Raw genomic sequence first — 26,406 nt, 5'->3', positions numbered from 1 at the left:
TATGGCTAAGAAAAGTAACAAAAAACTAGAAAAAGAAAAGAAAGAATCTGAGCAAAATAATGCAGCGATTAAGCAGAAAACTCGACGTCGTATTGAAGACATTATGGAACAAAGAGAGTTTGATAAATTATTTGATCTCTAAAAGAGTGACATCACCTTCTTTTTTTCATGTTAAGTGTAAGGTAACGCCACCTGCCTTTCACTCACATGAATAGTGCCTCTTCCATCCAACCCCACTTCTATACAGCCTCTACTGGCCACCCTTCGATTATTTCACTCGTTCAGTAACACCAATAAACTTCTAGTCAAATTGATAATTTTGCGTATAATCGCAACCGTTTGCTTCGTATAACCCCAATGATATGGTTTGGGGGTCTCTACCAGCTCCCGCAAAGTGCTGATTACGAAGAGTTGAGATCACGATGTATCTTACTCTTTGTAATAGCGTTCGACTTATTTCTATCAATACCTATTCTTAGAGTAACTGCATCCACAATACACAAAAGGTGGAATATGAACGCATTTATTCAAGGTCTTCCAAAAGTAGAGTTACACTTACATATCGAAGGTTCACTTGAGCCGGAGTTGCTCTTCAAGCTTGCTAAACGCAACAATATTGAAATCCCATACTCGACCCCTAGTGAATTACGCGAAGCATACCAGTTCGACGATTTACAGTCTTTCCTCGACCTTTACTACCAGGGCGCAAACGCTTTGCGTACAGAGCAAGATTTTTATGATCTGACCTGGGAGTATTTAGAACGCTGCAAAGCAGATAACGTTATTCATACGGAAATCTTTTTTGATCCTCAAACTCATACCGATCGCGGCATTGATTTTGATACAGTGATTAATGGAATTAGTCGCGCTTTAAAAGATGGTCAGGAACAACTTGGCATTACTTCTCAAATCATTGCCTGCTTCCTTCGTCATCTTTCAGAAGAGAGCGCAATCGAAACGCTCCAATCTATCCTTAAACATCGCGACAAAATTATTGGTGTCGGCTTAGACTCGTCTGAAAAAGGACACCCACCAGCAAAATTTGAGCGCGTGTTCCAACAAGCGAAAGCGGCGGGTCTATTAACAGTTGCACACGCGGGTGAAGAAGGTCCGGCACAAAATATCTCTGATGCAATTGAAATGCTGGAAGTCAGTCGCGTCGATCATGGCGTTCGCTGCGTTGAGGATAAAGCGTTGGTTGCCTCGCTTATCGATAGCAAAATGCCCCTTACAGTCTGCCCACTCTCGAACACTAAACTGTGTGTCTTTGATGACATGAAGCAGCACAATATTGTCGATCTTCTTCGACAAGGCGTTGCCGTCACCATCAACTCTGATGATCCTGCTTACTTTGGTGGCTACATGACCGACAATTTCCTAGCCGTAAGTCAGGCACATCCAATGAGCAATGATGAGATCGCACAGTTTACTTTCAACGCTATAGAAGCAAGCTTTATTGATGATGAAATGAAAGCTAATTATCGTTCTTTAGTTGAAAACTACGTTGAACGTCACTCTTCGTTGTAAAAGTAGAAATAACCGGGGCAGCCGTAATCGGACGTGTATACTAAAATGACTTTACAAATAGTTTCAGAATGTTAGCGTGACTTGAGTATACCCTTACAAACCCTCTGTGGTTAATGTTGCACTTAAGCGCTAGACTGACTGAGACAAATAACGAATATCAAAAGGAAGAGAATTATGATTCAACAAGGCCAAGCACTACCTTCTGCAACTGTCAGTGAACTAACCGCCGATGGCATGGTAAATCATGACGTGAATGAGCTATTTGCAAATAAGAAAGTGGTGTTGTTTGCTGTTCCAGGTGCGTTCACGCCGACTTGTTCAGAAGCGCACTTGCCAGGCTATGTTGTTTTGGCTGATCAGCTAAAAGCAAAAGGCGTTGATCTTATCGCATGTATCGCAACAAATGACGCATTTGTTATGCACGCATGGGGTGAGGCTCAAAACGCCTCTGAGATTATGATGCTGGGTGATGGTGATGCTAGCTTCACTAAAGCACTTGGTCTGGAAATGGATACCGGCGGTTTTGGTGGTATTCGCTCGCAACGTTACGCGATGATTGTTGATAATGGTGTCGTGACCAAACTTAATGTTGAAGAACCACAGAAGTTTGAAGTGAGCAACGCAGAAACAATTCTTGCAGCACTTTAATTAAAAAAAAGAACGCCCCGACTTAACTCGGGGCGTTCTTTTACTTTATTAGTATTAACGATAGATAACTTTTCGTCTGCCTGCTGCTAAAAGTAGCATCAACATCAAGTACATGTAGCCCAACGAACCACCACTACTGTCGTCTTCGTCATCTTCACAGCCAAAAACAACATATTGGCCATCAATATAGGCGTTACACTCTTCAGTATCTGTCACTTCTTCTTCCTCTGTCACTGAGTCGCCCTCTTCACCTTCAGTCACAGGATCTTCGCCTTCCTCAGTTTCCTCTGGAATAACCAGAAAGTCAGGCTTAGTAATTACTGCCTCAGGCGGTTGCTCACTGGCAATGTATGTGTATGAGTCAATCCACTCTTTGAAATAAGAAACGTTAGTGTACCAAGTTGGAAAGGTTACAGAGAGATAGATAACTTTGACCAAAAAAGAATGATGAGATAATCGTTAGAAACTGCACTAGCAGCCATTAATATTACCGTGGGATAAGATAAAAAGTGTCCGCACTCAGGCAGGTTAAAAACACATGTGCGGACATAACAACACAGTTCATGCTGGAGAACTGAAAAATAGGGGGGCAATGGAAATCAACGAAACATGACTTCCAATGACACTAGTATTGCGTTTCTTTGATTTTATATTGTTAGCTAAGGGTCAATCATATTGCTGGGAAAACAAATAAGGATAACCAAGAAAACCAATTAATTAACCGTTTTAAAAACAAAATCAATTGTATAACGATGAAATATAAGCCTCATTTATACCTGACATTAATAACGCTTATGTTTTTAAACTATCTTTAAAATAGCAAAGTCATTTTCAGTGTTGATACGAATAACGAAAAAGTATTAAGTTTGTTAATCCTTTTTCGTGTTAAGTAATAACAGTAGGCATGGGTACATTTATATATTTGAGGAATAGTAAAGCTGAATAGAAAACTGCGCACCAATCCAATGAATGGTACGCAGGATAGTATGATTGAATCTAAGGTTTTAGTTTTAACACGTTATCAATATCTTCAGCGCTATGTCGCTCCTCAAGATACTCACCTTCTTCTCCCCAAGTTCGGTTTACGATACGACCGCGTTTTACTGCTTCACGTTGATCAATCTCTTTTGCCCAACGAACCACATGCTCGTAGCTATTTACATCTAAAAACTCAGCCGCGTCGTACGCTCGACCCAAAACAAGGTTGCCATACCATGGCCAAGTGGCAATATCCGCGATACTGTATTCATCGCCACCTAAAAACTCATTCTTAGCTAAGCGCTTGTCCAATACATCCAGCTGACGTTTTGCTTCCATGGTGAATCGGTTGATCGGATACTCAAACTTCTCTGGTGCGTACGCATAGAAGTGGCCAAACCCACCGCCTAGATATGGCGCAGAACCCTGTAACCAGAACAACCAGTTCATCACCTCCGCTCGCTTTGCTCCCTCTTTAGGTAAGAACAGGCCAAATTTTTCAGCTAAATAGAAAAGAATGTTGCCAGATTCAAAAACGTTTACCGGCTCTTCGCCTGAGCGATCGACTAATGCAGGAATTTTTGAATTAGGGTTTACTGCGACAAACCCGGAACCAAACTGGTCACTATCACCGATTTTAATCAAATGCGCGTCGTATTCCGCTTCTTTCACACCAGCAGCCAAGAGCTCTTCAAACATAATGGTGACTTTTTGACCGTTTGGTGTTCCCATGGAATACAACTGGAATGGATGCTCACCAACTGGTAACTCTTGTTCATGACGTGCGCCTGAGTCCGGACGGTTGATGCTTGCCCATTGGCCGCCATTTTCACTGTCGTTTGTCCAAACTTTTGGTGGTATGTACTCGTTTGACATTGTTATTCCTTATCGTGTTTGAATGCGCCTTTGGCTGATAGGATCAGTAGCCATGCCACTCAATCCCGTATCTTGAATTCATTTGGCTATAATCAGAATATTAGGTCGCAACCATAAATTTAAAGCCCTCAAGACGAGTTTGATTAGAACCTTTGGTTATGGTTTTTTCTTTAGCGCTATAAGATAAATCAAGCAGATATGGCTATGGGTAGGAAAAAGCCGCCCCATGAAAGGACGGCGCGAAGAGACTACAAGACTAAGCCACCATCGATTTTTAACACTTGTCCTGTAATGAATTCACTCTTATCTGATGCTAAAAAGGCGACACCATTTGCGATATCTCGAACGGACCCCATCCGTCCCAATGGTGTTTTGCCTTCCATCATTTTGATCACTTTTTCTGGCAGATCTTTGGTCATATCGGTAACGATGAACCCGGGAGCAACACAATTCACCCGTATTTGTGCACCTTTTCGAGCAAGCTCTTTCGCCCACCCTTTACTCATTGATATGACACCGCCTTTGCTGGCAGCATAATTACTCTGACCAATATTCCCATCAGTGCCGACAATGGAAGAGATATTAACGATGCTTCCGGCCCCTTGATTTAACATTACTGGTGCGACACTTTGAGTTAATAAAAATACCGCTTTGAGGTTTACGTCGACCACACTGTCCCAATCTTTTTCCAGCATATCCTGAAGTAAGGCATCTCTCGTAATACCAGCGTTATTAACCAATACATCGACTCTGTGATGTTGCTTGATAATACTATCGACCACTTCGTTGACTCCTTTGGAGTCACACAGGTTAACTTGATAACTAGAAAGTTGTGGTGAGTCTCCCCACTCTACTGGTGAGATATCTAACCCGATGACATTAAAGCCATCTTCCAGTAATTGCTCACAAATCGCTCGTCCAATACCGCGAGCGGCACCGGTGACAATGGCTACCTTGTCATTTTTCATCTTGGTGTTCCTTTATTTTAGAGAATACAACCTGCGCTTTAGCACTTCTTCTTGTACCCTCTTAGCTCCTCGTTCTAGCACGCCTTTGCGTTGCTAATAAAACTATAGATAAATTCCAGAAGTGCGTTGTGAGCAAACCGATACAATTGGTCAGTATTTTTAACTCCCCTCTCTGCGTCGTGGCCGTTAGCTTTGCTTGTTTCCAACAAATTTTCATACACTTCTTATAAGGTTTTTAAGCCGATTGGGGATGTTACACTTACAATCACAAAACATTCTGCGAAAAATAGGTCTCGGAATTTCAGCATGTTGAATATGAATTTTACTCAGAGGGTCGTGATTAACACGGCTCAACAAGAATGGCTCGCCAGCCCCGCTCCAGGCGTATGGCGAAAACCATTAGAACGTGAAGCGAAAGAATCAGGACACACCACCAGTATTGTAAAATATGAAGCTGGATCACGCTTTGCGACGCACCACCACCCTAGCGGTGAGGAAATTTTAGTACTTGAAGGCGTATTTTCTGATGAAAATGGCGATTACCCTGCTGGGACTTATATTCGTAATCCGCCAGGTAGCCATCATGCACCATTCAGCGAAGAAGGCTGTGTTATTTTGGTAAAACTAAACCAGTTTGATCCTCAAGATCTTACTGAAGTCCGCACAGATACCAATAAGGCAGAGTGGAAACCGGGAATTGGTAGGTTACAAGTCATGCCTCTACATGATTTTAAAAACGAATGTGTCGCGCTTGTGAAGTGGCCGGAGGGCGAACAGTTTCAACCACACAAACACTTTGGTGGTGAGGAAATCTTAGTTTTATCAGGCGAGTTTAAAGATGAATTCGGTATCTACCCCAAGCATACCTGGATGCGAAATCCACATTTAAGTGAACACGCGCCATTTGTCGGAGAAGAAACGGTGATTTGGGTCAAGACAGGGCATCTACCTGTTTAAAAAAGAAAAAGGCTCGTATATATATACGAGCCGATACTCATTAGTTGGCTATGCCCCCATGATTTTGGAATGTAACCAATCTTTCAGTTCAGCACGATTATGCTTCAGTATATTCATTTCGTGATCATCAATTGGGTTACCTTGCAGTTCCAAAACACGTATTTCTTTATCCAAGGCGTTGTAGTTTCTCACGTTTTCAGCAAAGGATGCATCATTTGCTGACAGATGGGAAATGGTATCCAAATGTTCTGGAAATTCATGAGTTAATGAGTGATTTTCACCTAACATATAGACCTCTTGGTGGATGGTTGATGTATATGTTTGCTCACATTTTAAGCAGTGCATTAATAAACATAGCATTACATCGGGCAATATATCGTCGAATTGCCCACACTTTTACTTACTCATAACCTAAAGAAAACCGAAGTCCAGATCACAATTGCTCTAAGACTTAGCTAGTAAGTCAGTTCGCTAAAAAGTTCCTTCGGAATAATTTATTTTTTCCTTCAAATCAACTTTCTACAGTAAGTGTATGTTTTTATTCACGCCTAAACAAATGACGTAATTTCTTCCTCTGCTCACACATTTGATGGTTCTAAAAGTTAGGTCTATCTTTCAAACAAAGGCATCAACTTTCTAGCATTAATACCCTCTAAATCAGGCACTTTTGAACGTGCGAATTTAAAGAAACTCAAAGTGTCGAAGACATGGTATAACAAGGTAACCAGCTACGAAGAGTTGATCACAACCATTCTGAAAGTCGCGAAACCAAACTGGCCGATTAAGAAAAAGTCCGCCTATCGCGCTAAGCTACAGAGGGGTTATCAGGATGAACATTCGAATAACAAAAGTACTCTTCATTACGGGCTTGGCTGTCCTAATTTCCTATTTTCCCGTTTACTACTCATACGCTGCAACGTCGCCAAACTGCAACAACATATTGGCAACCAACCGAACGTCAGTCTCACAAAAAATGGTAGTGTTACTCGGTCAGGATATTACGAAATCTAACCGCATCACTACCGTCATTCCTACAGCGAAAAATCCGTTCGTAACGGAAGAACTTGTATCGGTTTCTAACGACGTTTCGCCCAATAGCCGCTATCCCAAACGCACACTCAAAGACATTCAAAGGATGAGATCGAATTTAAATCTGGCCGCGAAGGAAGCTGAGCGATTGAAAGGCACCTATGAGCTGGCATTGATCAGCCTTGTCGATGGTTACTGTCAATTTTCAAGCCATAAACAGACCCAATATGCGAAGATAGATTTTGATCATTTAGAAGGCCTTACTCTCTATTCCATTCCAGCACTAATAGCAATGGCTGACCAGTCTTACGCTATGGTCAAAAAGCAAAGCAATAAACAACCGAGCGAATCGAATGAACGCAATAACGACCAGCAAAACAACGAAGAAGGTTCTAGCGCCGTTGCCGCTGCGAGCTATCAAAATGATAACGTTCTAGTCAAAGTGGAAGACTTCGATGGCTCCAATGTGACTTTCTCGGTAACCAATATCGGCTCAGAGGGCGAACTGGAGCCTCAGTTCAACACATTTAGCGCTTATCGTAATGAAAGCGGAAACCTTTTTTACCGACCGGAATCACTGCTCAGTATTGAAGATAATGATGGTAACAGTTTACCAACAATAGGCATTGCGGAGCTCTCTTCTCAAGGTAGTAAGCGTTTATCTATCTCACCTGGAGAAACTCGAACGTTCGTCACACAACTTGTGCAAAAAGCACCAGAACATGCCCAATTAAGATTAGAATTTCCAGCTAGAGCGCTGAATACAGATCAGTCTTTCTCGTTGTCATTTACCGACTTAATCGCTATCGCAACGGCTGACATAAACTAGTCAAAGGTAGAGATGAAACTAACTAAAGCGAACAAAGCAGGCTCAACCAGCCTGCTTTGATACTTCAATGGGACAAAAAAACCAAACAGAGAGGTGCTAACTTCTTTGTATCTGAGATAAAACGTATAGCGTTAAAAAGTGAGGGATAGTAATTGGCTTCTAAGAATAAATTGATTCGTTATGTCGCAACGGAAGTCTCTGATGTCTTTGATAAAGAAGATGAACTGATAGCTCAGGTTCAATCTAATCAGCTGTCGCAAGTCTTGCTACTCTGGCAAGTCAAAAGCCCGACATTGGTGCTGCCTGCAGGGAGGAAATGGCCTATTTCGGAAGAGTTGCAAAACGCTTTGACTGAATCCGGCTGGAAGTTATTCTCCCGCAAAACTGGCGGTGCTCCAGTTCCTCAAGTTCCGGGAATCATCAACCTCTCTCACATCTATCATTGGCCAGATTCAGAGCCCTACGACATAAAAAAGGCGTATCTGGATTTATGTGCCATATTAACGGCATTTTTTGAACAGCTTGGCGTTAAAGTCGATGTACACGCTACGCCTTATTCATACTGTGATGGTGAGTACAATTTGAATATTGAAGGGCAAAAAATCGTCGGTACCGCACAACGCGTGTTGCTTAAAAAAGGCGGTGGAAAAGTCGTCTTGTCCCAAGCTTGCATCCTGATTGATGCAAATGTCGACACAATCGTTGAGCCAGTGCGACTGTGTAACCAACTTTGTGGTCACAGCGATGATATTCGTGGAGAAGTACACACCCCACTGTTCGATCACATCGCAGATAGGCCAGCTGTTGACGCACTATTTCAGCGACTAACCAGTACTTTTTTAGAACAAGCCAAACGCACGTAGCTTAAAAAGGAGCAAGATGTGAATCCTGCTCCAAACGCTATATATCAGTTAGTGAGAATAATCATTGCGCTCACTAAGCACATCAGAGAAGTACTCGATAAACTCAAACTGCATGCCGTGATCTTCCATATAGTAGACATTCTTTCTGAACGGGTGCTCATCACCTCTATGATCCAGCTCGTACCCTGCGAGCCTTAGCCGTTCGATGAGCTCCTCTACATTTGGTACCACAATCCCAACATGTTTAACGCCGGTAAATTGCGATGTCCAATGATTCGCTTCTCCTTTTCCACCTGAGGAGATCGCAATATAAGAATGGTCGTCACCAACGTGAAACCATTCAATAGAGCGACCAAACCAATTATCAACTTTTCCGCCGCCACGTACTGTCCACTCAGGAACCGCCGAGATTAAAAATTGAACGGTCTTTTGTGCATCGACTACTGAGATATTGGCGTGTTCAACGTAACTTTTCATCTGTGTTTTCCTTTTTTCTTCTCGCTTTCATATCCTTACTGCACACTCTAGAACCTCAAGCTAAGTTGAGGTAAAGGTCGATTTTTAATGTGGCTATAAAAATGAGATGGCGATCAAATACGGAATTAGTTGAAGCTAGCGCACAAAAGCCTCAGAATGTCGCACTTTTCGTATCGAAACTAATTTCGACGCGCTGTTATATAACTCGACAATTGAGAATCATACATATGGGTTTTACCTCGTTAGGTCTATCTGCTCCAATCCTTAAAGCTATTCAGGAAAAAGGCTATGATACCCCTTCTCCAATCCAGGCTCAGGCAATTCCGGCAATATTGGAAGGGAAAGATGTCATGGCTGCAGCACAGACCGGTACGGGTAAAACAGCGGGCTTTACGCTGCCAATCTTGGAGCGTTTGTCGAATGGACCTAGCGTTCGTGGAAATCACATTCGCGCTCTGATCCTGACCCCAACGCGTGAGCTTGCCGCTCAGGTACAAGAAAATGTCTTCATGTACAGCCGTCACCTGCCGCTTTCAAGCGCGGTCGTATTTGGTGGTGTAAAGATCAACCCGCAAATGCTGCGTCTGCGTAAAGGTGCGGATGTGTTGGTCGCCACACCAGGTCGACTGATGGACCTTTATAACCAGAACGCGCTGAAATTCGACCAACTAGAAGTATTGGTGCTGGATGAAGCAGACCGAATGCTTGATATGGGCTTTATTCGCGACATTCGTAAGATTCTTAATTTACTACCAAAGAAACGTCAGAACCTACTGTTCTCTGCGACATTCTCAAATGAGATCCGCGACCTTGCGAAAGGCTTGGTGAACAATCCTGTCGAGATTTCGGTTAACCCAGCAAACTCAACCGCACGAACAGTGGAACAATCCATCTACCCGGCAGACGTAAAGAAAAAAGCGCCAATGCTGGTGAAGCTGATTAATGATGGTGATTGGCGACAAGTACTGGTATTCATGCGCACAAAACATGGCGCAAACCGCTTGGCTAAGTTCTTGGTAGAACAAAATCTACCAGCGGCAGCAATTCACGGTAATAAAAGCCAAGGTGCACGTACCAAAGCACTGGCTGATTTTAAATCGGGTGAGATTCGAGTGCTGGTTGCGACAGACATCGCAGCTCGCGGTATTGATATCCCTCAGCTACCACAAGTCGTGAACTTTGAATTGCCAAAGGTTGCAGAAGACTACGTACACCGTATCGGTCGTACAGGTCGTGCGGGCGAAGTGGGCAAAGCTATCTCGCTAGTTTGTGCGATTGAAGCTCCTGAATTATTTGCGATCGAGCGTTTAATTCAAGAAGTGTTGCCACGTAAAGAGCTTGATGGCTTCGCACCAACGAATGTCGTGCCAGAGTCAAAACTGGATACGCGTCCGATTAAGCCTAAAAAACCAAAGAAACCTAAAAAACCAAAAGCACCTCAAGCAGAAGGCAACAACACGCATTCTGCCGATAAAAAAGCATCTAACGGTGATGGTAAACCTAAGCGCCGTTTCACTGGTAACGGTAAGGGTAACAACAGCGGCAACAAAAATAGCTCAAACCAGGCTGGAGCGGGAAACCCGAAAGGTAACCGTGAAGGTCAAGGGCGTTCAAACACCCAACCAAATAGCAACAAGCCAAGTGGAAATAAGAGCGGTAATGGTGGGAAGCCAGCAGGTAATCGCAAGCCAAACAACGCAAAACCATCAGGTAATAAGCCATCAGGACAACGTCGTCAGGCTCGTCCACAACCTGCAAACTAAATCAGCCGCTGACACGTTAGTCTGACTGATACGAACAAAGCCGCTCATCATCTGAGCGGCTTTGTTTTTATTCCAAACGAGTCAATTATTTCAAAGGGGTAATACGAATATCCGCAATTTGTGCTTCATTCAGCTCACCTTCAATGCCACCTGCATAAATGTAAGTTTCATTCGATTTGAGATAACTCATATTGAAATGATCCTTAAGCGTAATCTGATACATCGTCCCCTGCTCTAACGTCACTTCAATGGCGTTTGAGTAACGCATACCTTGGTTTTCACCAATGTGTCCCATCTGCAAGTAGCCTTGGCCAACGACGGTGCCTGCCTCATCGGTCACTTCTAACAGCTTAACGGCGTTAGTAATCCCCGTATTGAGCTGGCCCAGATTATTGTTGTACCAAGCATCAAATCGGTAAGTACCACTTGATGGTACAGAGAACGACTCCAGTCCATTCACCGCACCGCTGTCTTTATTTACGGTGACAACAGAGACATCCTCTTTAAGAGGCTGATAATCCCCTTCCAGTTGGATACGAACCTCGTTGCCAATACAAACAGGCTGACTTGGATTCGAGCGGAAACCCTGCTCATTGATGCTTTCAGCGATGTAGCAAGCAAAACCTTCTGGCACATCCGTGTATGTCTGTGCAGCCACATTAGACTGAATTAAATCGCCATTACGGTACAAGTTCACATTGTATTTGCTCTCCACAGCAATGTTGATCGAATTGTCTGCGGATGACGCAACTAAGGTAGGCTCTTTCGGTGAATAAACACGGCTATCTTCGCTGGCGTATGGCGCAACTCCCGAGACCAGTTTTACTTCACTCTCAACATTGACCAATCCGCCTAATGTCACGCGGTAGTTTCCATCTTGGTCTAGAGTGACATTTTCAACAGCGTAATATCCCGCTTCATCCTCGCTGACTTCCGGCAATTCAACCGTCACCGAGTACGTTTTCCCTTTGAATACGAAGTTTTCCAGCGTGATTTGTTCAGATTGAGCAAGTAAGTTATTGCGTACCCAGCTTGTAATAAACGGTTTTATCTCAAGCTGCCCCGTCTCGGTATGGATACCAAAAATCGTTTCCACCACCATATTTAGGTAACCACCTACAGACCAAAGTTGTCGCTGAGAATTAATGACTGGCCCATCAAGGCTCGGATCTTCACCGTGATCACTGTGAATAATGAAAGACTTGCCCGATAACCACTCTAAGTTTTCCATGTTCGACAAGTTGGTTGCCGTTCCGCGGACCAGTGACTGAATCGCATTATTCGCCGCTGCAACATTTTGTGTTTGATGGGCCGCACGCAAGCTATACGCTGTTACAAATGGCCAGATTGCTCGGTTATGATAAACGGGTACATCCGGTTGTTGAGGAAAATAAACAGGTACGCCAAACTCGCTGTGAGGGTAATTCGACATGATTTGCTTAGCTTGTGTGTCTGTCGCGATGCCACTGATGATCGCAAGCGCCTCACCTAGCATGTCGTATTTATCGACTGCAATGTCTTTACCGTTATCGAACAGGTAACTCACGTACATACCACGCTCAGTATTCCAGAATTGGGCATTAATGTCTGACTTCAATTGCTCAGCCCACTCACCGTACTTCACTGCATTGCTAGAGTCGAATTGCTCAGCCAGTTTGGCTGCGAGTTTTAACGCGCGGTAGTGCACCACGTTAGTCGACAAGGCTTTGCTACTGCCGATGGCATTCACATCATCAGGCGTCCATGTGGAATAAGTTTGTTCACGCCAATCAAGGAAGGATTGTTCACCAGTATAAAGTCCTGATTTCGCGTCAAAAGCGGCTAGACGATCGGCTTCTAACGTGTTGCTGATCGCTTTATAAGCACGTTCAGCAAACTGGCTGTATTCTTCTCCATCCAGCGCCGAAAGTAATCGTTCAGCACCAAGTGCCCAAGTGGTCCTGTCCGTACTGATCGGCCAACTTCCGCCCGTACCAGTATCCTGGACAATTTGCTCACCATCATATTGTTGCTCTGTCGTTTCGCGGAAAGCAGACAGTTTAAAGTTTAAGCCATTTTGAACGCGAGTTGGATTCATAAGAGCAAGAGAAAGATCAGCGGCATAGGCTAGATCTCGCGTCCAGACATAGTGCCATTTCGCGCCCGTCTCAAAAACTTCGGCTTTAATTGGGTTATTGTAGTTGTAATTGCCGTCTTTGATTTCAGATACTGCCAGTTGATCCAGCTCTTTCATCGTCAATGCAAACAGCGCATCAAATGCAACATCTCCCGACAAAACCCGTGGCCCCGCTTGCTCATTAACGACAAGCCCCTGATCTAATGCATCGCGTAATTCAGTCGTGGTTGAAATACCAAACTCACGCCTCTCCGCACTCGGGTCTTTCACAGAGAAAGTGACACTTTCGCTGGAATCATCATAATTAGCGAACCGTTTTACCTCTGTACTCTGATGCCCCTCATGCACCATTGCAGGGTCTAAAATCGCATCGGAGTAGTATTTTTCAGCTTCTTCTTGCGTTGCTTTTGTCACTGTCATTGTCGCGCGACTTTCATCGGCAAAGCTTACAGAAAACTTGTAGTACCCTTTGTCTGCAAACGTGATCTCCGAGTTACAGTCACCGTTCATACACGCTTCATTGCTATCGGGTTTTGGCAGGTAATCCTGAGCTTCATCAAACGCCGCGGGCTCCTCAAAATAGGTGTATTGGATCTGCCACCCCGGATCGGCAATCTTAAACTGATTGCTACCTCGAGCGACCCGAAGTACGGTTTCGTACTCATTGTTGCCCAAATAGTTTAGCTTGGCGTGGTCAGCTGTGCCCCAATCCCCATTTAATCCTCGCAAATACAGCTCCGCAGAGATAATAGGTTGGTCGACAGACTCTGTGACTTCTGACGTATCAGATCCACATCCAGCCAGACCAATACAAGACGCGACAGCAAGCGCAATAAAGCTCGGTTTCATGTTCATTCCTTAGATTGTTATTTTGGGCGTTAGTCTAAGGAACGCATTCTTAAGAGAAAAATAGGTAACAGACGTTGAGGTATAGATGACATCTATACCTCAAACCCCAACGGTGATTTAGATCTATGAAATACAGATTTTTCCTACAAAATTGAATGCCAAGTTTGTGATTCGCCTACGAAAGTATGCAAAAATACACGGCGCTTAAAGAGGGGGACGAAGAATATGGATAAATCTCTGCAGCAATTTTTGCTGGTTGCTCGCTGTCAAAGCATCAGTGCCGCAGCTAGGTTAGCGGGGCTTAGCCAGCCGACTGTGACCAGTAATTTGAAGAAACTTGAAGAAAATCTCGGTGTAACACTGTTCGAACGTCATCCCAACGGCATGGTTCTGACTGAATATGGCCGTATCCTCTATCGACACAGTAATGCGATGCAGCACGAATACAACCAAATGATGCAAAGCATTGAAGAGAGAAAACAATATCAGGTCGGTAAGATAAAGATGGGAACGGGCGATGCCTGGTGGCCTTTGTTTGTGAAACAAGCACTCAATGAGCACTTGACCAAACTGCCTTCCGCATCCACACACGTTGAATTTGGGAATCACCTCGGGCTGATGGACTCTTTGATCAACGAACAAATCGAGTTTTTTATCGGCCATGAAATCGTTGGATTGTCTTCCAAGTGTGACGTCACTTTTATTCCTTTATTTCAAACAGTGGATGCGTATTTCGTTGCTCCCGATCATCCTCTGTTAGGAAAAGTCGTCACGGACGCCATGTTGCATGAGTATCCAGCTTTATCTGTCACTTATGACGCGAAAAAATTTAATCACGTTATCGATAATCCAATTCCAAAACAGAATGAGCGAGAGAGACAACAATTGGATGACAGGCCAACCTACGAAGTCGACTCGTTACTTGCCAGTATTGATATGCTGAAAGAGAGTGTCGCCGTCATGTCATACACCCGTCATTTGCAACCCTACCTGGAGTCCTTTGGATTGCAATGTTTAAGCATGGCAACCGAACCGAAACCGGGAACGGTAGGCATTTATCGTCATCGTCGAGAGACATCCGAGTCACACCTTGACTTAATTTCTGGCATCACACAACACGCCAAAATGCTAAGATAAAAAAGCCCCAACACAACAGTGTGCCGGGGCGTGAGTAAGCTAAAAACCCTTATGCAATCAATCAACTTTACACGACTTGTAACTTGCCATTTCGCCAAGGTTCAATCACAACCTTAATGTGGTCATTTGGTGTCAATAACTGCTTAAATGCACTTTCAACGCCATCCATACCCACTTTAGCCGTCAGCATTTTCTGCCATGGCACTTTACCTTCCGCTATGGCTTGAAGACATTGCTCAAACTCATGTGGTTGATAGTAGTAAGAGAAGCGTAGATCAAGCTCTTTAACGGTCGCGTAAGCGTAGTTGATGCTCGTAGGTGTCGTATGAATACCAGTCACTACAATGCGAGCGCCTGCTGGAGCACGGCGAATGAAGTCATCAATCAAGGTGTGTTTACCCACACACTCAAAGATAACCAGACGTGAACCTGCTGCGACTTCGGCACCGACCGCAACTTCATCTTCTTTGGTCGGGTTTACCACGCGTGTTGCACCAAACTCTTTTGCCAGTTCCAACTTCTCATCTTGAATATCGACCGCCAGAATATTGGTAACGCCACGCAGTTTAAGCGCTGTGATAGCCGCAAGACCAATAGGACCACAACCAACAACCAACGCCACTTCATCAACCAAGATGTCACTGCGATTCACTGCATGCAACCCAACCGCCAGTGGTTCTGTCAACGCGGCAGCTTCTGAAGGAACGTTCTCAGGAACAGGCAGAAGCAGCGCTTCATCAAGCAAAAAGTATTCAGAGTATGCACCGTGGATACCCGGCGTCACACCAACACCAGCGCCATTTTGGCTCATTAGGATCGGCACAGAAGTAACGCGGCTACCAACAGGTAGTGCTTGTTGTGTATCATCACCGTATTCCACGATTTCCGCACAAAACTCGTGCCCTAGCATGACTTGAGTATGGTCATCCATGCTTTCTGACATCACACCAAGCTTACGGTAAACATCAAATACTTCGTCCGTATGACGTGCAATGTGTATATCTGAACCACAAATACCACACGCTAAGCTACGAACAAGTACTTGGCCCGGGGCCGGTTTAGGTACATCCACCTGCTGCAAGTAAACACCGCCATCTTGCATTACGATACTGTTCATTGTTGTCATGGAATTACTCTCCAAGCTGGTCGCTTACACCTGCAATCGCACCTGGCTTGATGTAACGTGGTGTGATGCCTTGAGCTTTAGCCGTGGCGATAACCACTTGCTCGATCCAGCCAGCGTCCATGATGTTCATGAAGTTGCCGTCTTGATCAAAGTTGATGTTCGCACCTTGGATGACCATAAAGCCATCTGCACCGCCTGACTCTTCTGGACAGTGGAATGTGTGGATAGAACCGCCTGGCTCGTACAGGTAGCTGCCAGCCGTTTGTTTTTGATCTGGATATTCTGTGTAATGCCACATACCGCTTAACGTGTAGAAATGCACCACGCCCGTGTGGAAGTGCTTCGGTAGTGTAATTCCTGGCTTAAACTTCGCTCGAATTACCCAAGTGCCGTTTTCTGGATCAAGAAACAACGGGTAAACATCAACACCCGGCAGAGCATCTTTGATGATCGATTCTTCATTTGTGTTTAGAGTTAACAGAAAATCCTGATGCTGAATAACTTCTGGTAATGACATAACTTGCTTCCTCGCTTTTGTTGTAATTAGACTTCCACGTCTTAGCCCAGTAATGGGTATTTAAAATTCTCGAAACCGTCTGATGCACTAACTGTGCAACCATTGATGCAATTCGCTTTTTCGCTGACCAAGAATGCAACCACGTTGGCGATTTCTTCTGTTTGGGTAAAGGTATCGCGCATCTGCTCTTTGCGGATGTGCTCCCAAAGGCCAAGCGCTTCATATTGGCGTAGCATTGGAGTATCCACGCGACCCGGTGCGATGGCGCAAACACGAACACCCAACGGTGCCAGCTCCAAAGCTGCACATTTTGTCATCATGTCAACGGCGGCTTTACTCACGTTGTAAGTGAACGTCATTTCAGCTGCCATTTGCGCGTAAACAGAAGAGGTATTGAGGATGACACCCGGTGTGCCTTGTGCTTGGAACTGACGTCCTGCAGCCAAAATGCCATAGTAAACCCCGTTTTGATTGACCTTAGAAACGGGTTCAAAATCGGCGACCGGATCATGTTCTAGCAGCGGTTTTGCTAAACCAATGCCAGCGTTATTAATCATGATATCCAGCTTGCCAAACTCCGCGACTGCGTAGTTGACCATGGCTTCCACTTGCTGAAAATCCGTCACATCCGCAGAAAAAGTCTTTAATGACTTCGAATCTGCATCTTTATAAACTTCAAGCGATTGTTGAGAAATGTCGACAGCCAGCACGTTCGCTCCCTGCTCACGTAGTTTGCCTACGATGGCTTGACCAATTCCACCAGCAGCACCAGTGACGATCGCAGTTTTGTTCATCAGTTCCATTTAGCTTCCCTTTCTCGACATGTTATAAAAATGTAACTTAGATCAACTCACTGACACTCACTTGACCTTTTACGAATAAAATTTGATATATTGCGATTCACAAACCATTAACATTTCAAAATCGAGATATGTATATCGTTAGAAGCGGTGCAGCAGACAAATTTGATAGTTTAGTTTCTGAACACGGACAGAATCCGATAGAAATAATGAAACAGGCCGGGCTTTCTGCTGCCCAGTTCCGCGATCCCGACACTTACATCGCCAATTCGAGGCTGGCCGAACTTCTGGAAGTCGCTGCGATACGCTGTCAGGAACCGATGTTTGGTGTCTTACTGGCTCAACGGCAAAGCTTTAATGCATTAGGCGACTTACCCATGCTGGTCGCTCGCGCTGAAACGGTCAGAGAGGCGTTAATACGCGCTAATGATTACCTCTATTTGCAATCTTCAGGTGTTAAATTCTCGATGACACCACAAGATGAATGGATGAGACTTTCTTTAAGCATTGATACTTACAGTGAACAAGTGACCACTCAGCTGATGCAAATGAGTGTCATGCAAATGGCTAGGTTTCTGGCGAATTTACTCAACATTGATATGAATAGTTTCACCCTGTACCTGACTCAATTTGGCAGCTTGGAAAACCGAAATGGCAACTCAGCCCCGTTACCCAAGATTCGATTTGGTGAGAAATTTAACGGCATTATGCTCAAGGCAAGCCTGCTTGATACTCGAAACCATCAAGATGAAGACGCGTTAGATCGACACTTTCAGGAGCATCTTAAATACCTGAAAAATCGCTATCCGGATAATCTGAGCGATCAAGCCAGAGATATGATCGGGCGGTTATTGCCGACAGGAGAGTGCAGCGTTGAACAGGTCGCCCGAGCTTTAGACATGCATCCGAGAATGTTACAAATAAGATTAAAAGAGCGCGGGAAGAATTATAGCCTGCTCTTGAGACAAGTGAGGCAGAGCTTGGCGGAACGTCGCCTTAATGAAAATATCCAAAGTATTACCGATATCGCGTTGCAGCTAGGCTATGCCGAAACGGCGGTATTCAGTCGTCACTTTCGTCAATGGACGGGCAAGTCACCGAGTCAGTGGCGAAAAGATCATAAATTAGAAAAAGTAAAAGAGCGCTAATACTAGCGCTCTTTTGTATTCAATTCGGTCATTCATTTAAACGGCTTAAGCGTGCGTTAAAGCTCTGAACCATTCGACGCGATGACTTTTTTGTACCAGTCGAAAGAAGCCTTCTTCTTACGATCTAAGGTACCTTCACCATTGTTGTCTTTATCGACATAAATAAAGCCGTAGCGTTTTTCCATCTCACCAGTGGATGCGCTCACCAAGTCGATACAACCCCAAGGTGTATAACCCCACAAATCAACGCCGTCTTTCACCGCCTCACCCATTTGCTCAATGTGGGCTTTCAGGTAATCAATACGGTAGCTATCGTTGATTGAGCCATCTTCTTCGACTTTATCGAAGGCACCCAAACCATTCTCGACAACCATCAGTGGTACTTCGTATCGAGCATAAATTTCATTCAGCGTATAACGCAAACCAATTGGGTCTATTTGCCAGCCCCAGTCTGATGCTTGCAAGTAAGGGTTCTTCACGCCGCCCATTAGGTTACCAGAAGTCGTTTCCTTACTTGGATCCGCAGAAACACAATTCGACATGTAGTAGCTTAGCGTGTAGTAGTCGACGGTTCCTTCAGCAAGGATTTCTGCATCGCCCGCTTCCATTTTCACTTCAATGTTATTTTCTTCGAAGTAACGCTTTGCGTAGTAAGGATATTGACCACGAACCTGAATATCACCGCAGAAATAGTTGTGCATTTTCATATGTTCCTGCGCAAGCACAATATCTTCCGGATTACAGGTGAATGGGTAAGTGGTCAGGAAGCAGATCATACAACCAACCTTATTCTCAGAATTGATCTCATGAGCCAGTTTTACCGCTTTTGCACTGGCAACAAACTGGTGGTGCAATGCCTGAAAACGTAGCTGCGGGTAGTCGACCTGATTAATAAAATCGTCCGTACCTTCGTTAAGAATACCTAAACCTAGGTAGTTGCCTATCGGCATAGTACCGATGTTGATTTCGTTGAAGGTCAGCCAATACTTCACTTTACCGTTGAATCGCTTAAACAGTGTTTCCGCGTAGCGTGTATAGCATTCAACCACTTCTCTGCCAGCCCAGCCGTTGTATTCTTGAGTCAGACCGAACGGCAGTTCGTAATGTGAGATAGTAACCAGCGGCTCGATATCGTATTTTTTTAGCTCGTCGATAACGTCTTCATAGAACTTCAAACCCGCTTCATTTGGCTCCAACTCCATACCGGTTGGGAAAATTCGCGTCCAGTTAATTGAAAAACGAAACGTTTTAAAGCCCATTTCAGCAAACAACGCAATGTCTTCGCGGAAACGGTGGTAAAAGTCGATCGCTTCATGTGAAGGGTAATGACCCCCCTCTTCGATAGTACGGGTAATTCGGCGAGCAACGGTATGGGTACCACCGCTAAACATATCACTCGTACTTGGTCCTTTACCGTCTACGTTCCATGCACCTTCAAATTGGTTTGCTGCCGTTGCACCACCCCACATAAAATCTTCTGGAAAAACGTTATTGCTCATTTATTTCACCACTATTCAATGAGTTAATCTATTTAATGGTCAACTCAAACCTAAGTTCACTTCAGTTCCGAGATGTCGTTCTCTACAATAAAACACAAAATGAAACCGGTTACAATAATGCATAAAAATATTTTTTAAGACTTATTGATGACGAAGATAAATCGAGTTCCAACATTTCAGATTGTCATTTCTGGTTGGTTTTTATTCTAAAACCCGCGCTTGAATGTGTTCTTAGCGCCAGAAAAAGAGATCCGTATAGCGTTTTTAAATCGTCTGACGATTGTTTCTGTGATCCAATTCTGTATTGCTTTTTATCGCTGTTGATGTAAAAAGTTATTCCGACTTATTCTGAAACCGGTTCCAATAATTCGAAATTAACGAAAAATAATAAAGGGAAAGGTGAAATATATGGCTGCAGTCAGAGATTATGCTCAGCTTGCGAAAGACATTCTTGCGCAAGTAGGCGGACAAGAAAACATAAGTAGATTCTCACGCTGTGCGACCCGTCTGCGCTTGGTATTAAGAGAAACACCGGAAGGTGCTGCAGACAAAATTAAAGAAATGCCGGGCGTTATTACAGTTGTGATGAGTGGCGGTCAATTCCAGGTTGTTATCGGCACTCACGTCCAAGACGTTTATGCCGCGATGTCTACTTTAGTTGATACGTCTTTGATGTCTGAAGGTTCTGAGAAAGTACGGTTGTTGGACGCGATTATCGCCTCTATGTCGTCGATTTTCGCGCCTTTTGTTTATATTCTTGCGGCTGCTGGTATCTTGCAAGGTGCTTTGATTTTCGTCCACTATCTTGCTCCAAGTGTTGCCGGAACTGGCGCATTTGAAGTTCTGAACTTTATGTCCTGGACACCATTTGTCTTTCTTCCAGTTTTTATCGCCATCACCGCATCCAAACATTTTAACTGTAACCCTCTTATTGCGATTCTTTGTGCATGTGCACTCATCAACCCATCTTGGGCAGACATGGCTGCACGAATCGCTGATGGTGAATTAATAACCTTCTTAGGTTTACCGCTGGCAAAAACCGTTTATACCGCATCAGTGCTGCCACCTATTTTTATGGTTTGGGCTCTGAGTTACGTTGAAAAATACATAAAAAGAATCCTACCTGACGTAGTACGTGAACTGTTTACCCCGTTACTTTGTATGCTAATCATGGTGCCTGCTACGCTGGTTCTCATTGGCCCTGCGACCAGCTTCGTTGCAAGCGTTATTGCAACGGGTTACAACACGTTGTATGACGTCGCCCCCGTTGTTGCCGCAGCTGTGATTGGTGGAATTTGGCAAGTTCTAGTTATTTTCGGTGTTCACTGGGGTACCACTCCAATCGTCTTGGCAAACTACGAAAACTTCGGCTATGACTCGATTCAAGCCTTCTGTGGCATCGCCGTTGTAGCTCAAATGGCTGCAGCTTTCGCTGTCGCATTAAAGTCTCGCAATACTCGCATGAAAACTACTGCTTACTCTGCCGGCATTACAGGTTTCTTCGGCATTACAGAGCCCGCAATCTACGGTGTGACATTAAGGCTGAAAAAACCATTTATCTGTGGCTGCATCGGTGGCGCAATTGGTGCTGCGGTCGCGAGCCTGTTCAACACGTACTACTATGCTTATGCAGGGCTGACAGGCATTCTGACCGTGGTTAACGCGATTAACCCAGATAACCCAAGCTCATTTACTGGTGCGCTTCTGGGTACAGGCATCACCATCGTCGTCACCATCACACTGGTTTATTTTGTTGGCTTTGAAGATCCAGTTGAGGCAGAAGACAAGAAAGAGAATGAATTAAAAGTAACCCCAGAATTATCGCCTGTAATGAAAAAGACAGCGACTTTAGTCAGTCCGCTAAAAGGCGAGATTATTGCCCTGGAAACAGTTAATGATGAAAGCTTTTCACAAAAACTACTGGGTGATGGTGTCGCTATCCGACCAACAGAAGGAATTGTGAGAGCCCCATGTGACGCAGTGATTTCATCCGTTATTGAGACTAAGCATGCCGTCGGTATGACATCGACAAACGGTGCTGAAGTACTGATTCACGTCGGCCTCGACACCGTGGAACTAAAAGGTCAATTCTTTGAGTGCCTGGTTGATCTCGACCAACAAGTCAAAGCTGGTGACCCATTAATCAAATTTGATCTGCAGAGTATCGCTGATGCGGGTTATGACACAACCACACCGTTTATTGTAATGAACAGTGATGAGTATGAATTTGAACTGATCGAGCAAGATCAGGAAGTGAAACATATTGAGATTGGACAGCCTGTAATTCAAATGGCTTAAGGGTAAGTAAAGATGAGTAATGTATTTCCTGACGACTTTCTATGGGGCGGTGCAGTAGCAGCACACCAAGTTGAAGGCGGATGGGACCGTGATGGAAAAGGTCCAAGTATTGTTGATGTGTTGTCCGGTGGCGACGTAAACACACAGCGCAAAATTACCGATGGTGTGTTGGAGGGTTATCACTACCCTAACCACGAGGCAACGGCATTCTACGATCACTACAAAGGTGATGTTGCACTACTAGCTGAAATGGGCTTTAAGTGCTTTCGTACTTCAATCTACTGGCCACGCATTTTCCCAAATGGTGATGAACTAGTACCAAATGAAGCGGGCCTGCAGTACTACGATGATTTGTTTGATGAGCTATTGAAACACGGTATTGAGCCAGTTATTACCTTATCTCACTTTGAAATGCCGCTGCACTTGTCAAAAGAGTACGGTGGTTTCAAAGATCGTCGCGTTGTGGATTTCTTTGTTCGTTACGCAGAAACAGTAATGAATCGCTACAAAAACAAAGTCAAATACTGGATGACGTTTAACGAGATCAACAACCAGCGTGATCTTCATTTACCGCTGTGGGGTTATTCAAACTCAGGTGTGGATTATACCGTTGAGGAAAATCCTGAAGAGTGTATGTACCAGGTGGTTCACCATGAAATGGTAGCCAGTGCCAAAGTGGTAAAACTGGGTCACGAAATCAACCCTGACTTCCAAATTGGCTGTATGGTTGCGTGGGTACCAATTTATCCATATTCGTGTAATCCGGATGACGTCATACTGGCTCAAGAAGCGATGCGTAACCGCTTCTTCTTCAGTGATGTCCATATGCGTGGTGAATATCCGGCCTACACACTGAAAGATTGGGAACGCAAAGGCTACAACATCAAGATGGAACCAGGCGATCTGGAGATCTTAAAAGAAGGTGTTTGTGACTATATTGGCTTTAGTTACTACATGTCGGTCGCGGTAAAAGCCGATGCGGAACAAACTACAGAAGGATCAATGAGCGGCTTTACCGGCAGCGTTAAGAACCCTTACGTTCAAGCGTCTGAGTGGGGTTGGCAGATTGACCCAGTAGGTCTGCGCTACTCGCTCTGCGAGCTGTATGAGCGCTACAACAAACCATTATTCATTGTAGAAAATGGATTTGGCGCAATTGACAAAGTCGAAGAGAACGGCGAAATCAACGACGACTATCGAATTGATTACCTAAAAGCGCATATTGAAGAAATGCAAAAGGCGGTTAACTACGACGGTGTTGATTTAATGGGCTATACCCCTTGGGGCTGCATTGACTGTGTGTCTTACGGTACAGGTGAATACCGTAAACGTTATGGCTTTATTTACGTCGACCGTCACGACGATGGCACAGGAACCATGGGTCGTAGCCGTAAGAAGAGCTTCTATTGGTACAAAGACGTCATCAGCAGCAACGGTGAAAAACTGTAAAGCGACAGCGAGAAACTGTAGATAGCATAATGCACCCTAAGCCCCGGCGAAGGGTGCATTTTTTATCCTGAAGATCGCTCCCAAACAACGACCGCAGATAACGGATATAAGTCAAAGCAGATATTTTAGGAACAAAAAGGGCTTCTCTAGATCCTAGGGGAAGCCCTTTTATTCAACCTAAATTGGAGCGAATGCAGTCAGCCAACCTCTAATCCGTCCAAGATCAAACTATTGATTTACCAAGAAGTTTCAAAACCTCTTTGGAAGTAGAAAAGTCTTCAAGAGAGGTAAGCTTGATATCTGCAATACCAAAGCGTGGATTCATTTCCTGCCCCGGTTCAGGCACACAAATAGCGGTCATACCTGCTGCTTTCGCGGCAATCAAACCGTTAACTGAGTCTTCAATAGCCAAGCAGTTATGAGGCTCTGTATTCAACTTCACTGCCGCATCCATGTATACCTGCGGGTGAGGTTTTCCATATGGCAGATGCTCTGCAGAAACATAGACCGAGAAATACGTACCGATTTCGAAAGTATCCAGTACTGCCTCGATTAATCGCAATGGTGAAGAAGAAGCCAAACCAATTTTCAAACCCGTTTTGGCCAGAATATCCAAAGATTCTTTTACGCCCGGAAGAAGTTGACCGTGCGTCTTAATTTGTGCGATCACTTCTATCAAAATAGCATCTGCAAGATCTGGGGCACATTTCGGATCTAAATTACAGTAGCGTATCCAATAATTGGCTATTTCATCGATGCGAAGGCCAGTACTCTGATAAGCAAGCTGCTCGGTGATTTGTCCACCAAAACGTGCAACCGCGTTGACCTTCGCCTTGCGCCAGAACGGCTCAGAATCAACAAGCACGCCGTCCATATCAAAAATAATTGTGTCTATCAAAATGGTTTCCTGTTCCTTAATTATGAAAAATGTTATCAAAATGACTTTAAGATGCAGGGTTCGAACTATGTTGTTTTGACAGGGAAATCCTGTAGGAGTCATTGCCGTCAGCTAACTGAATAGCAAAGCATAAATGTGCTTATACTTATCAAGAGACTTCGATGCTCGTAATTAGCATACACCAACAACTGAAACCGGTTACAGTTCGAGTGCGATAATTCTCAGAAAACTGTGAGGACAAGCAAAACCAGACCACTTTTTGCTCTCATTCCACGTGATTAATCTGTGTGTATTGAACTTGCGTCTAAAATAAGACAACGGTTTACCTTCGCTCAGGCAAATAGTGTAAACTGCCAAACCAAAGTATTTGGGAATAAAAAAATGGCGACAATCAAAGACGTATGTAAAGCTGCAGGTGTTTCAAAGGCGACGGTATCCAGAGTTATAAATGGAAGCGAATATGTGAAAGATCAGACTCGTGAGTCTGTGTTAGCGGCTATGAAATCTTTAGGTTATCAACCTAATGCTTTTGCGCGTGCTTTGGCAACAAACAGCTACAATACGTTCGGCTTAATTCTCCCTCATTTTGAAAGTCACTATTTTGGTTCCATGCTGACCGAAGCCGCAATAGATATGCAAAAAGCTGACAAGAAATTGTTTGTGATGAACAGCAGCGACAATGCTGAGGGCGAAGAGGAAGCCGTTCGCTCCCTGAACGCTCATAACTGCGATGCCATTCTGATTTACAGCCGTCATTTATCTGAGCAACAGCTTTCTACTCTGCAACAGGAAATGAAAACCCAACTAATCGTTATCAATCGTGCTTTGGACGATGAAAAGTTATTCAGCTTTTATTTCGATCAAGAGCAAGTGGCGCGTCTTGCAACTCAATATCTTTTAGATCTTGGCCATAAGCAAGTCGCCTGTATTACTACACCAATGTACAGCAGTACGGGTCAGAAACGTCTTTCTGCCTACAAACAAACCCTGGTAGAGCATGATATAACCGTCGTAGACTCACTTATTTTCGAAGGTGAGAGCACCACCAAAAGTGGTTATGACGCCACGATCAAATTGATTGATAGTGGGATACCTTTTAGCGCTATTTTTTCGTGTACCGACTCGATGGCTATCGGTGCGATTCGTGCATTACATGACAAAGGACTAAAAGTTCCTGAAGATATTTCAGTAATTGGTATCGATGGTGACCCAACTGCGAGTTATATGGTACCGCGAATTTCAACGGTAGAACTGCCTATTTTAGAGCTCACTCGCGATGCTATCACTACCGCACTTACCCTTAATAAAGAACAGCAGACCGTTCAAAAACACTTCCAATATCAGGGCTCGCTGCAAGTAAGAGAATCCACTCAAAAACTAAGCTAATATCGCTTTTAGCAATGAACAGACTCTCTACCCCGCGCTTTACTTTTCCTTCAATAGCGCGGGCTCATTAAGCTAAAAGCGTGCCCAATTCGCCACTAAGCATTCGACTATCGCTATCAATCTTTGACCAGAACTCAAAGGTGTTCAGTTCACAGCCTGTTCTCAAAAAATCCCGAAGATACATAAACCTACCGATTTAATTTTCCATAGTGCACCTTTGCCCCAAAACGGGTCTAAGCGTTTTTTACATAAAAAAATGCGGCATTTA

The 26,406-nt window shown here is 44.2% G+C and carries 23 protein-coding genes and 1 riboswitch; of the genes, 12 read left to right on the top strand and 11 right to left on the bottom strand.

Translation table 11 applies throughout. The annotated features are described in order from the left end of the window. The first annotated feature begins 1 nt into the window (after position 1). From L3V31_RS03375 to L3V31_RS03365, 3 genes are all read left to right on the top strand, one after another. Positions 2-142 (top strand): adenosine deaminase, encoded by a 141-nt coding sequence (locus tag L3V31_RS03375; protein ID WP_237314722.1) that lies wholly within the window; start codon positions 2-4, stop codon positions 140-142. A gap of 182 nt (positions 143-324) precedes the next feature. Continuing rightward, a riboswitch (purine riboswitch) is annotated at positions 325-424 on the top strand. A gap of 89 nt (positions 425-513) precedes the next feature. Next, positions 514-1,527 (top strand): adenosine deaminase, encoded by a 1,014-nt coding sequence (locus L3V31_RS03370; protein ID WP_237314720.1) that lies wholly within the window; start codon positions 514-516, stop codon positions 1,525-1,527. Between the two features lie 174 nt (positions 1,528-1,701). Next, positions 1,702-2,175 carry a peroxiredoxin gene (locus tag L3V31_RS03365; RefSeq protein WP_237314718.1) on the top strand — a complete coding sequence of 158 codons (474 nt, stop codon included), beginning with the start codon at positions 1,702-1,704 and terminating at the stop codon, positions 2,173-2,175. A gap of 54 nt (positions 2,176-2,229) precedes the next feature. Here the strand turns inward: L3V31_RS03365 and L3V31_RS03360 are convergent, their stop codons facing one another. The 3 genes from L3V31_RS03360 to L3V31_RS03350 all read right to left on the bottom strand — a co-directional run bounded on the left by L3V31_RS03360 (position 2,230) and on the right by L3V31_RS03350 (position 4,997). Next, a complete protein-coding gene (locus L3V31_RS03360; RefSeq protein WP_237314716.1) occupies positions 2,230-2,613 on the bottom strand; it encodes a GlyGly-CTERM sorting domain-containing protein in 384 nt (127 codons plus the stop codon). 558 nt (positions 2,614-3,171) lie between these two features. After that, complete coding sequence (gene yghU / locus L3V31_RS03355; RefSeq protein WP_237314714.1) at positions 3,172-4,029, bottom strand: glutathione-dependent disulfide-bond oxidoreductase; 858 nt, start codon at positions 4,027-4,029, stop codon at positions 3,172-3,174. Between the two features lie 248 nt (positions 4,030-4,277). After that, positions 4,278-4,997, bottom strand: coding sequence for a beta-ketoacyl-ACP reductase (locus L3V31_RS03350; protein ID WP_237314712.1), 720 nt, complete (start codon positions 4,995-4,997; stop codon positions 4,278-4,280). Positions 4,998-5,303: 306 nt separating this feature from the next. On the opposite strand from L3V31_RS03350, the gene L3V31_RS03345 reads away from it, so the two are divergent. Then, positions 5,304-5,954 (top strand): cupin domain-containing protein, encoded by a 651-nt coding sequence (locus L3V31_RS03345; RefSeq protein WP_237314710.1) that lies wholly within the window; start codon positions 5,304-5,306, stop codon positions 5,952-5,954. 48 nt (positions 5,955-6,002) lie between these two features. On the opposite strand, the gene L3V31_RS03340 is transcribed toward L3V31_RS03345, so the two are convergent. After that, entirely contained in the window at positions 6,003-6,242 is a 240-nt protein-coding gene (locus tag L3V31_RS03340; RefSeq protein ID WP_237314708.1) for a YdcH family protein, read from the bottom strand. A gap of 541 nt (positions 6,243-6,783) precedes the next feature. On the opposite strand from L3V31_RS03340, the gene L3V31_RS03335 reads away from it, so the two are divergent. Both L3V31_RS03335 and L3V31_RS03330 read left to right on the top strand, forming a co-directional pair. Next, positions 6,784-7,812, top strand: a complete 1,029-nt coding sequence (locus tag L3V31_RS03335; RefSeq protein ID WP_237314706.1) for a hypothetical protein — start codon at positions 6,784-6,786, stop codon at positions 7,810-7,812. Positions 7,813-7,964: 152 nt separating this feature from the next. Then, a complete protein-coding gene (locus L3V31_RS03330) occupies positions 7,965-8,675 on the top strand; it encodes a lipoate--protein ligase (protein ID WP_237314704.1) in 711 nt (236 codons plus the stop codon). Positions 8,676-8,723: 48 nt separating this feature from the next. Here L3V31_RS03330 and L3V31_RS03325 read toward each other — a convergent pair whose 3' ends face one another. Continuing rightward, positions 8,724-9,152 (bottom strand): VOC family protein, encoded by a 429-nt coding sequence (locus L3V31_RS03325; RefSeq protein ID WP_237314702.1) that lies wholly within the window; start codon positions 9,150-9,152, stop codon positions 8,724-8,726. A 227-nt stretch (positions 9,153-9,379) separates the two neighbouring features. On the opposite strand from L3V31_RS03325, the gene L3V31_RS03320 reads away from it, so the two are divergent. Next, a complete protein-coding gene (locus L3V31_RS03320) occupies positions 9,380-10,915 on the top strand; it encodes a DEAD/DEAH box helicase (RefSeq protein ID WP_237314700.1) in 1,536 nt (511 codons plus the stop codon). Positions 10,916-11,000: 85 nt separating this feature from the next. Here L3V31_RS03320 and L3V31_RS03315 read toward each other — a convergent pair whose 3' ends face one another. Then, positions 11,001-13,880 carry an amylo-alpha-1,6-glucosidase gene (locus L3V31_RS03315; RefSeq protein ID WP_237314698.1) on the bottom strand — a complete coding sequence of 960 codons (2,880 nt, stop codon included), beginning with the start codon at positions 13,878-13,880 and terminating at the stop codon, positions 11,001-11,003. Between the two features lie 225 nt (positions 13,881-14,105). Here L3V31_RS03315 and L3V31_RS03310 point away from each other — a divergent pair, with 225 nt between their 5' ends. Next, positions 14,106-15,017, top strand: coding sequence for a LysR family transcriptional regulator (locus L3V31_RS03310; protein WP_237314696.1), 912 nt, complete (start codon positions 14,106-14,108; stop codon positions 15,015-15,017). A 67-nt stretch (positions 15,018-15,084) separates the two neighbouring features. Here L3V31_RS03310 and L3V31_RS03305 read toward each other — a convergent pair whose 3' ends face one another. Genes L3V31_RS03305 through L3V31_RS03295 form a run of 3 tightly spaced genes read right to left on the bottom strand, consistent with a single transcriptional unit; the run spans position 15,085 to position 17,463 of the window. Beyond that, positions 15,085-16,143 carry a zinc-binding dehydrogenase gene (locus L3V31_RS03305; protein ID WP_237314694.1) on the bottom strand — a complete coding sequence of 353 codons (1,059 nt, stop codon included), beginning with the start codon at positions 16,141-16,143 and terminating at the stop codon, positions 15,085-15,087. 4 nt (positions 16,144-16,147) lie between these two features. Next, positions 16,148-16,660: a 2,4'-dihydroxyacetophenone dioxygenase family protein gene (locus L3V31_RS03300; RefSeq protein ID WP_237314692.1), complete on the bottom strand. Its 513-nt coding sequence runs from the start codon at positions 16,658-16,660 to the stop codon at positions 16,148-16,150. 41 nt (positions 16,661-16,701) lie between these two features. Further along, entirely contained in the window at positions 16,702-17,463 is a 762-nt protein-coding gene (locus L3V31_RS03295; protein WP_237314690.1) for an SDR family oxidoreductase, read from the bottom strand. Positions 17,464-17,591: 128 nt separating this feature from the next. Between L3V31_RS03295 and L3V31_RS03290 the strand changes: the two genes are divergently transcribed. Beyond that, entirely contained in the window at positions 17,592-18,608 is a 1,017-nt protein-coding gene (locus tag L3V31_RS03290; RefSeq protein ID WP_237314688.1) for an AraC family transcriptional regulator, read from the top strand. 56 nt (positions 18,609-18,664) lie between these two features. Here L3V31_RS03290 and L3V31_RS03285 read toward each other — a convergent pair whose 3' ends face one another. Beyond that, positions 18,665-20,107 (bottom strand): glycoside hydrolase family 1 protein, encoded by a 1,443-nt coding sequence (locus L3V31_RS03285; protein WP_237314685.1) that lies wholly within the window; start codon positions 20,105-20,107, stop codon positions 18,665-18,667. 408 nt (positions 20,108-20,515) lie between these two features. Here L3V31_RS03285 and L3V31_RS03280 point away from each other — a divergent pair, with 408 nt between their 5' ends. Together L3V31_RS03280 and L3V31_RS03275 are read left to right on the top strand one after the other, a co-directional pair. Beyond that, positions 20,516-22,405: a beta-glucoside-specific PTS transporter subunit IIABC gene (locus tag L3V31_RS03280; RefSeq protein WP_237314684.1), complete on the top strand. Its 1,890-nt coding sequence runs from the start codon at positions 20,516-20,518 to the stop codon at positions 22,403-22,405. Positions 22,406-22,417: 12 nt separating this feature from the next. Next, positions 22,418-23,854 carry a 6-phospho-beta-glucosidase gene (locus tag L3V31_RS03275; RefSeq protein ID WP_237314681.1) on the top strand — a complete coding sequence of 479 codons (1,437 nt, stop codon included), beginning with the start codon at positions 22,418-22,420 and terminating at the stop codon, positions 23,852-23,854. A 223-nt stretch (positions 23,855-24,077) separates the two neighbouring features. Here the strand turns inward: L3V31_RS03275 and hxpB are convergent, their stop codons facing one another. Beyond that, positions 24,078-24,752 (bottom strand): hexitol phosphatase HxpB, encoded by a 675-nt coding sequence (hxpB, locus tag L3V31_RS03270; protein ID WP_237314679.1) that lies wholly within the window; start codon positions 24,750-24,752, stop codon positions 24,078-24,080. 381 nt (positions 24,753-25,133) lie between these two features. On the opposite strand from hxpB, the gene L3V31_RS03265 reads away from it, so the two are divergent. Then, positions 25,134-26,138, top strand: a complete 1,005-nt coding sequence (locus L3V31_RS03265) for a LacI family DNA-binding transcriptional regulator (protein ID WP_237314677.1) — start codon at positions 25,134-25,136, stop codon at positions 26,136-26,138. Positions 26,139-26,406: the final 268 nt, after the last annotated feature.

The sequence above is a fragment of the Vibrio sp. J1-1 genome (assembly GCF_021728395.1).
In the GTDB taxonomy this organism is placed as follows: Bacteria; Pseudomonadota; Gammaproteobacteria; order Enterobacterales; family Vibrionaceae; genus Vibrio.
Note: the sequence above shows the minus strand (reverse complement) of the source record. Positions and strands in the feature narration are given on the sequence as shown.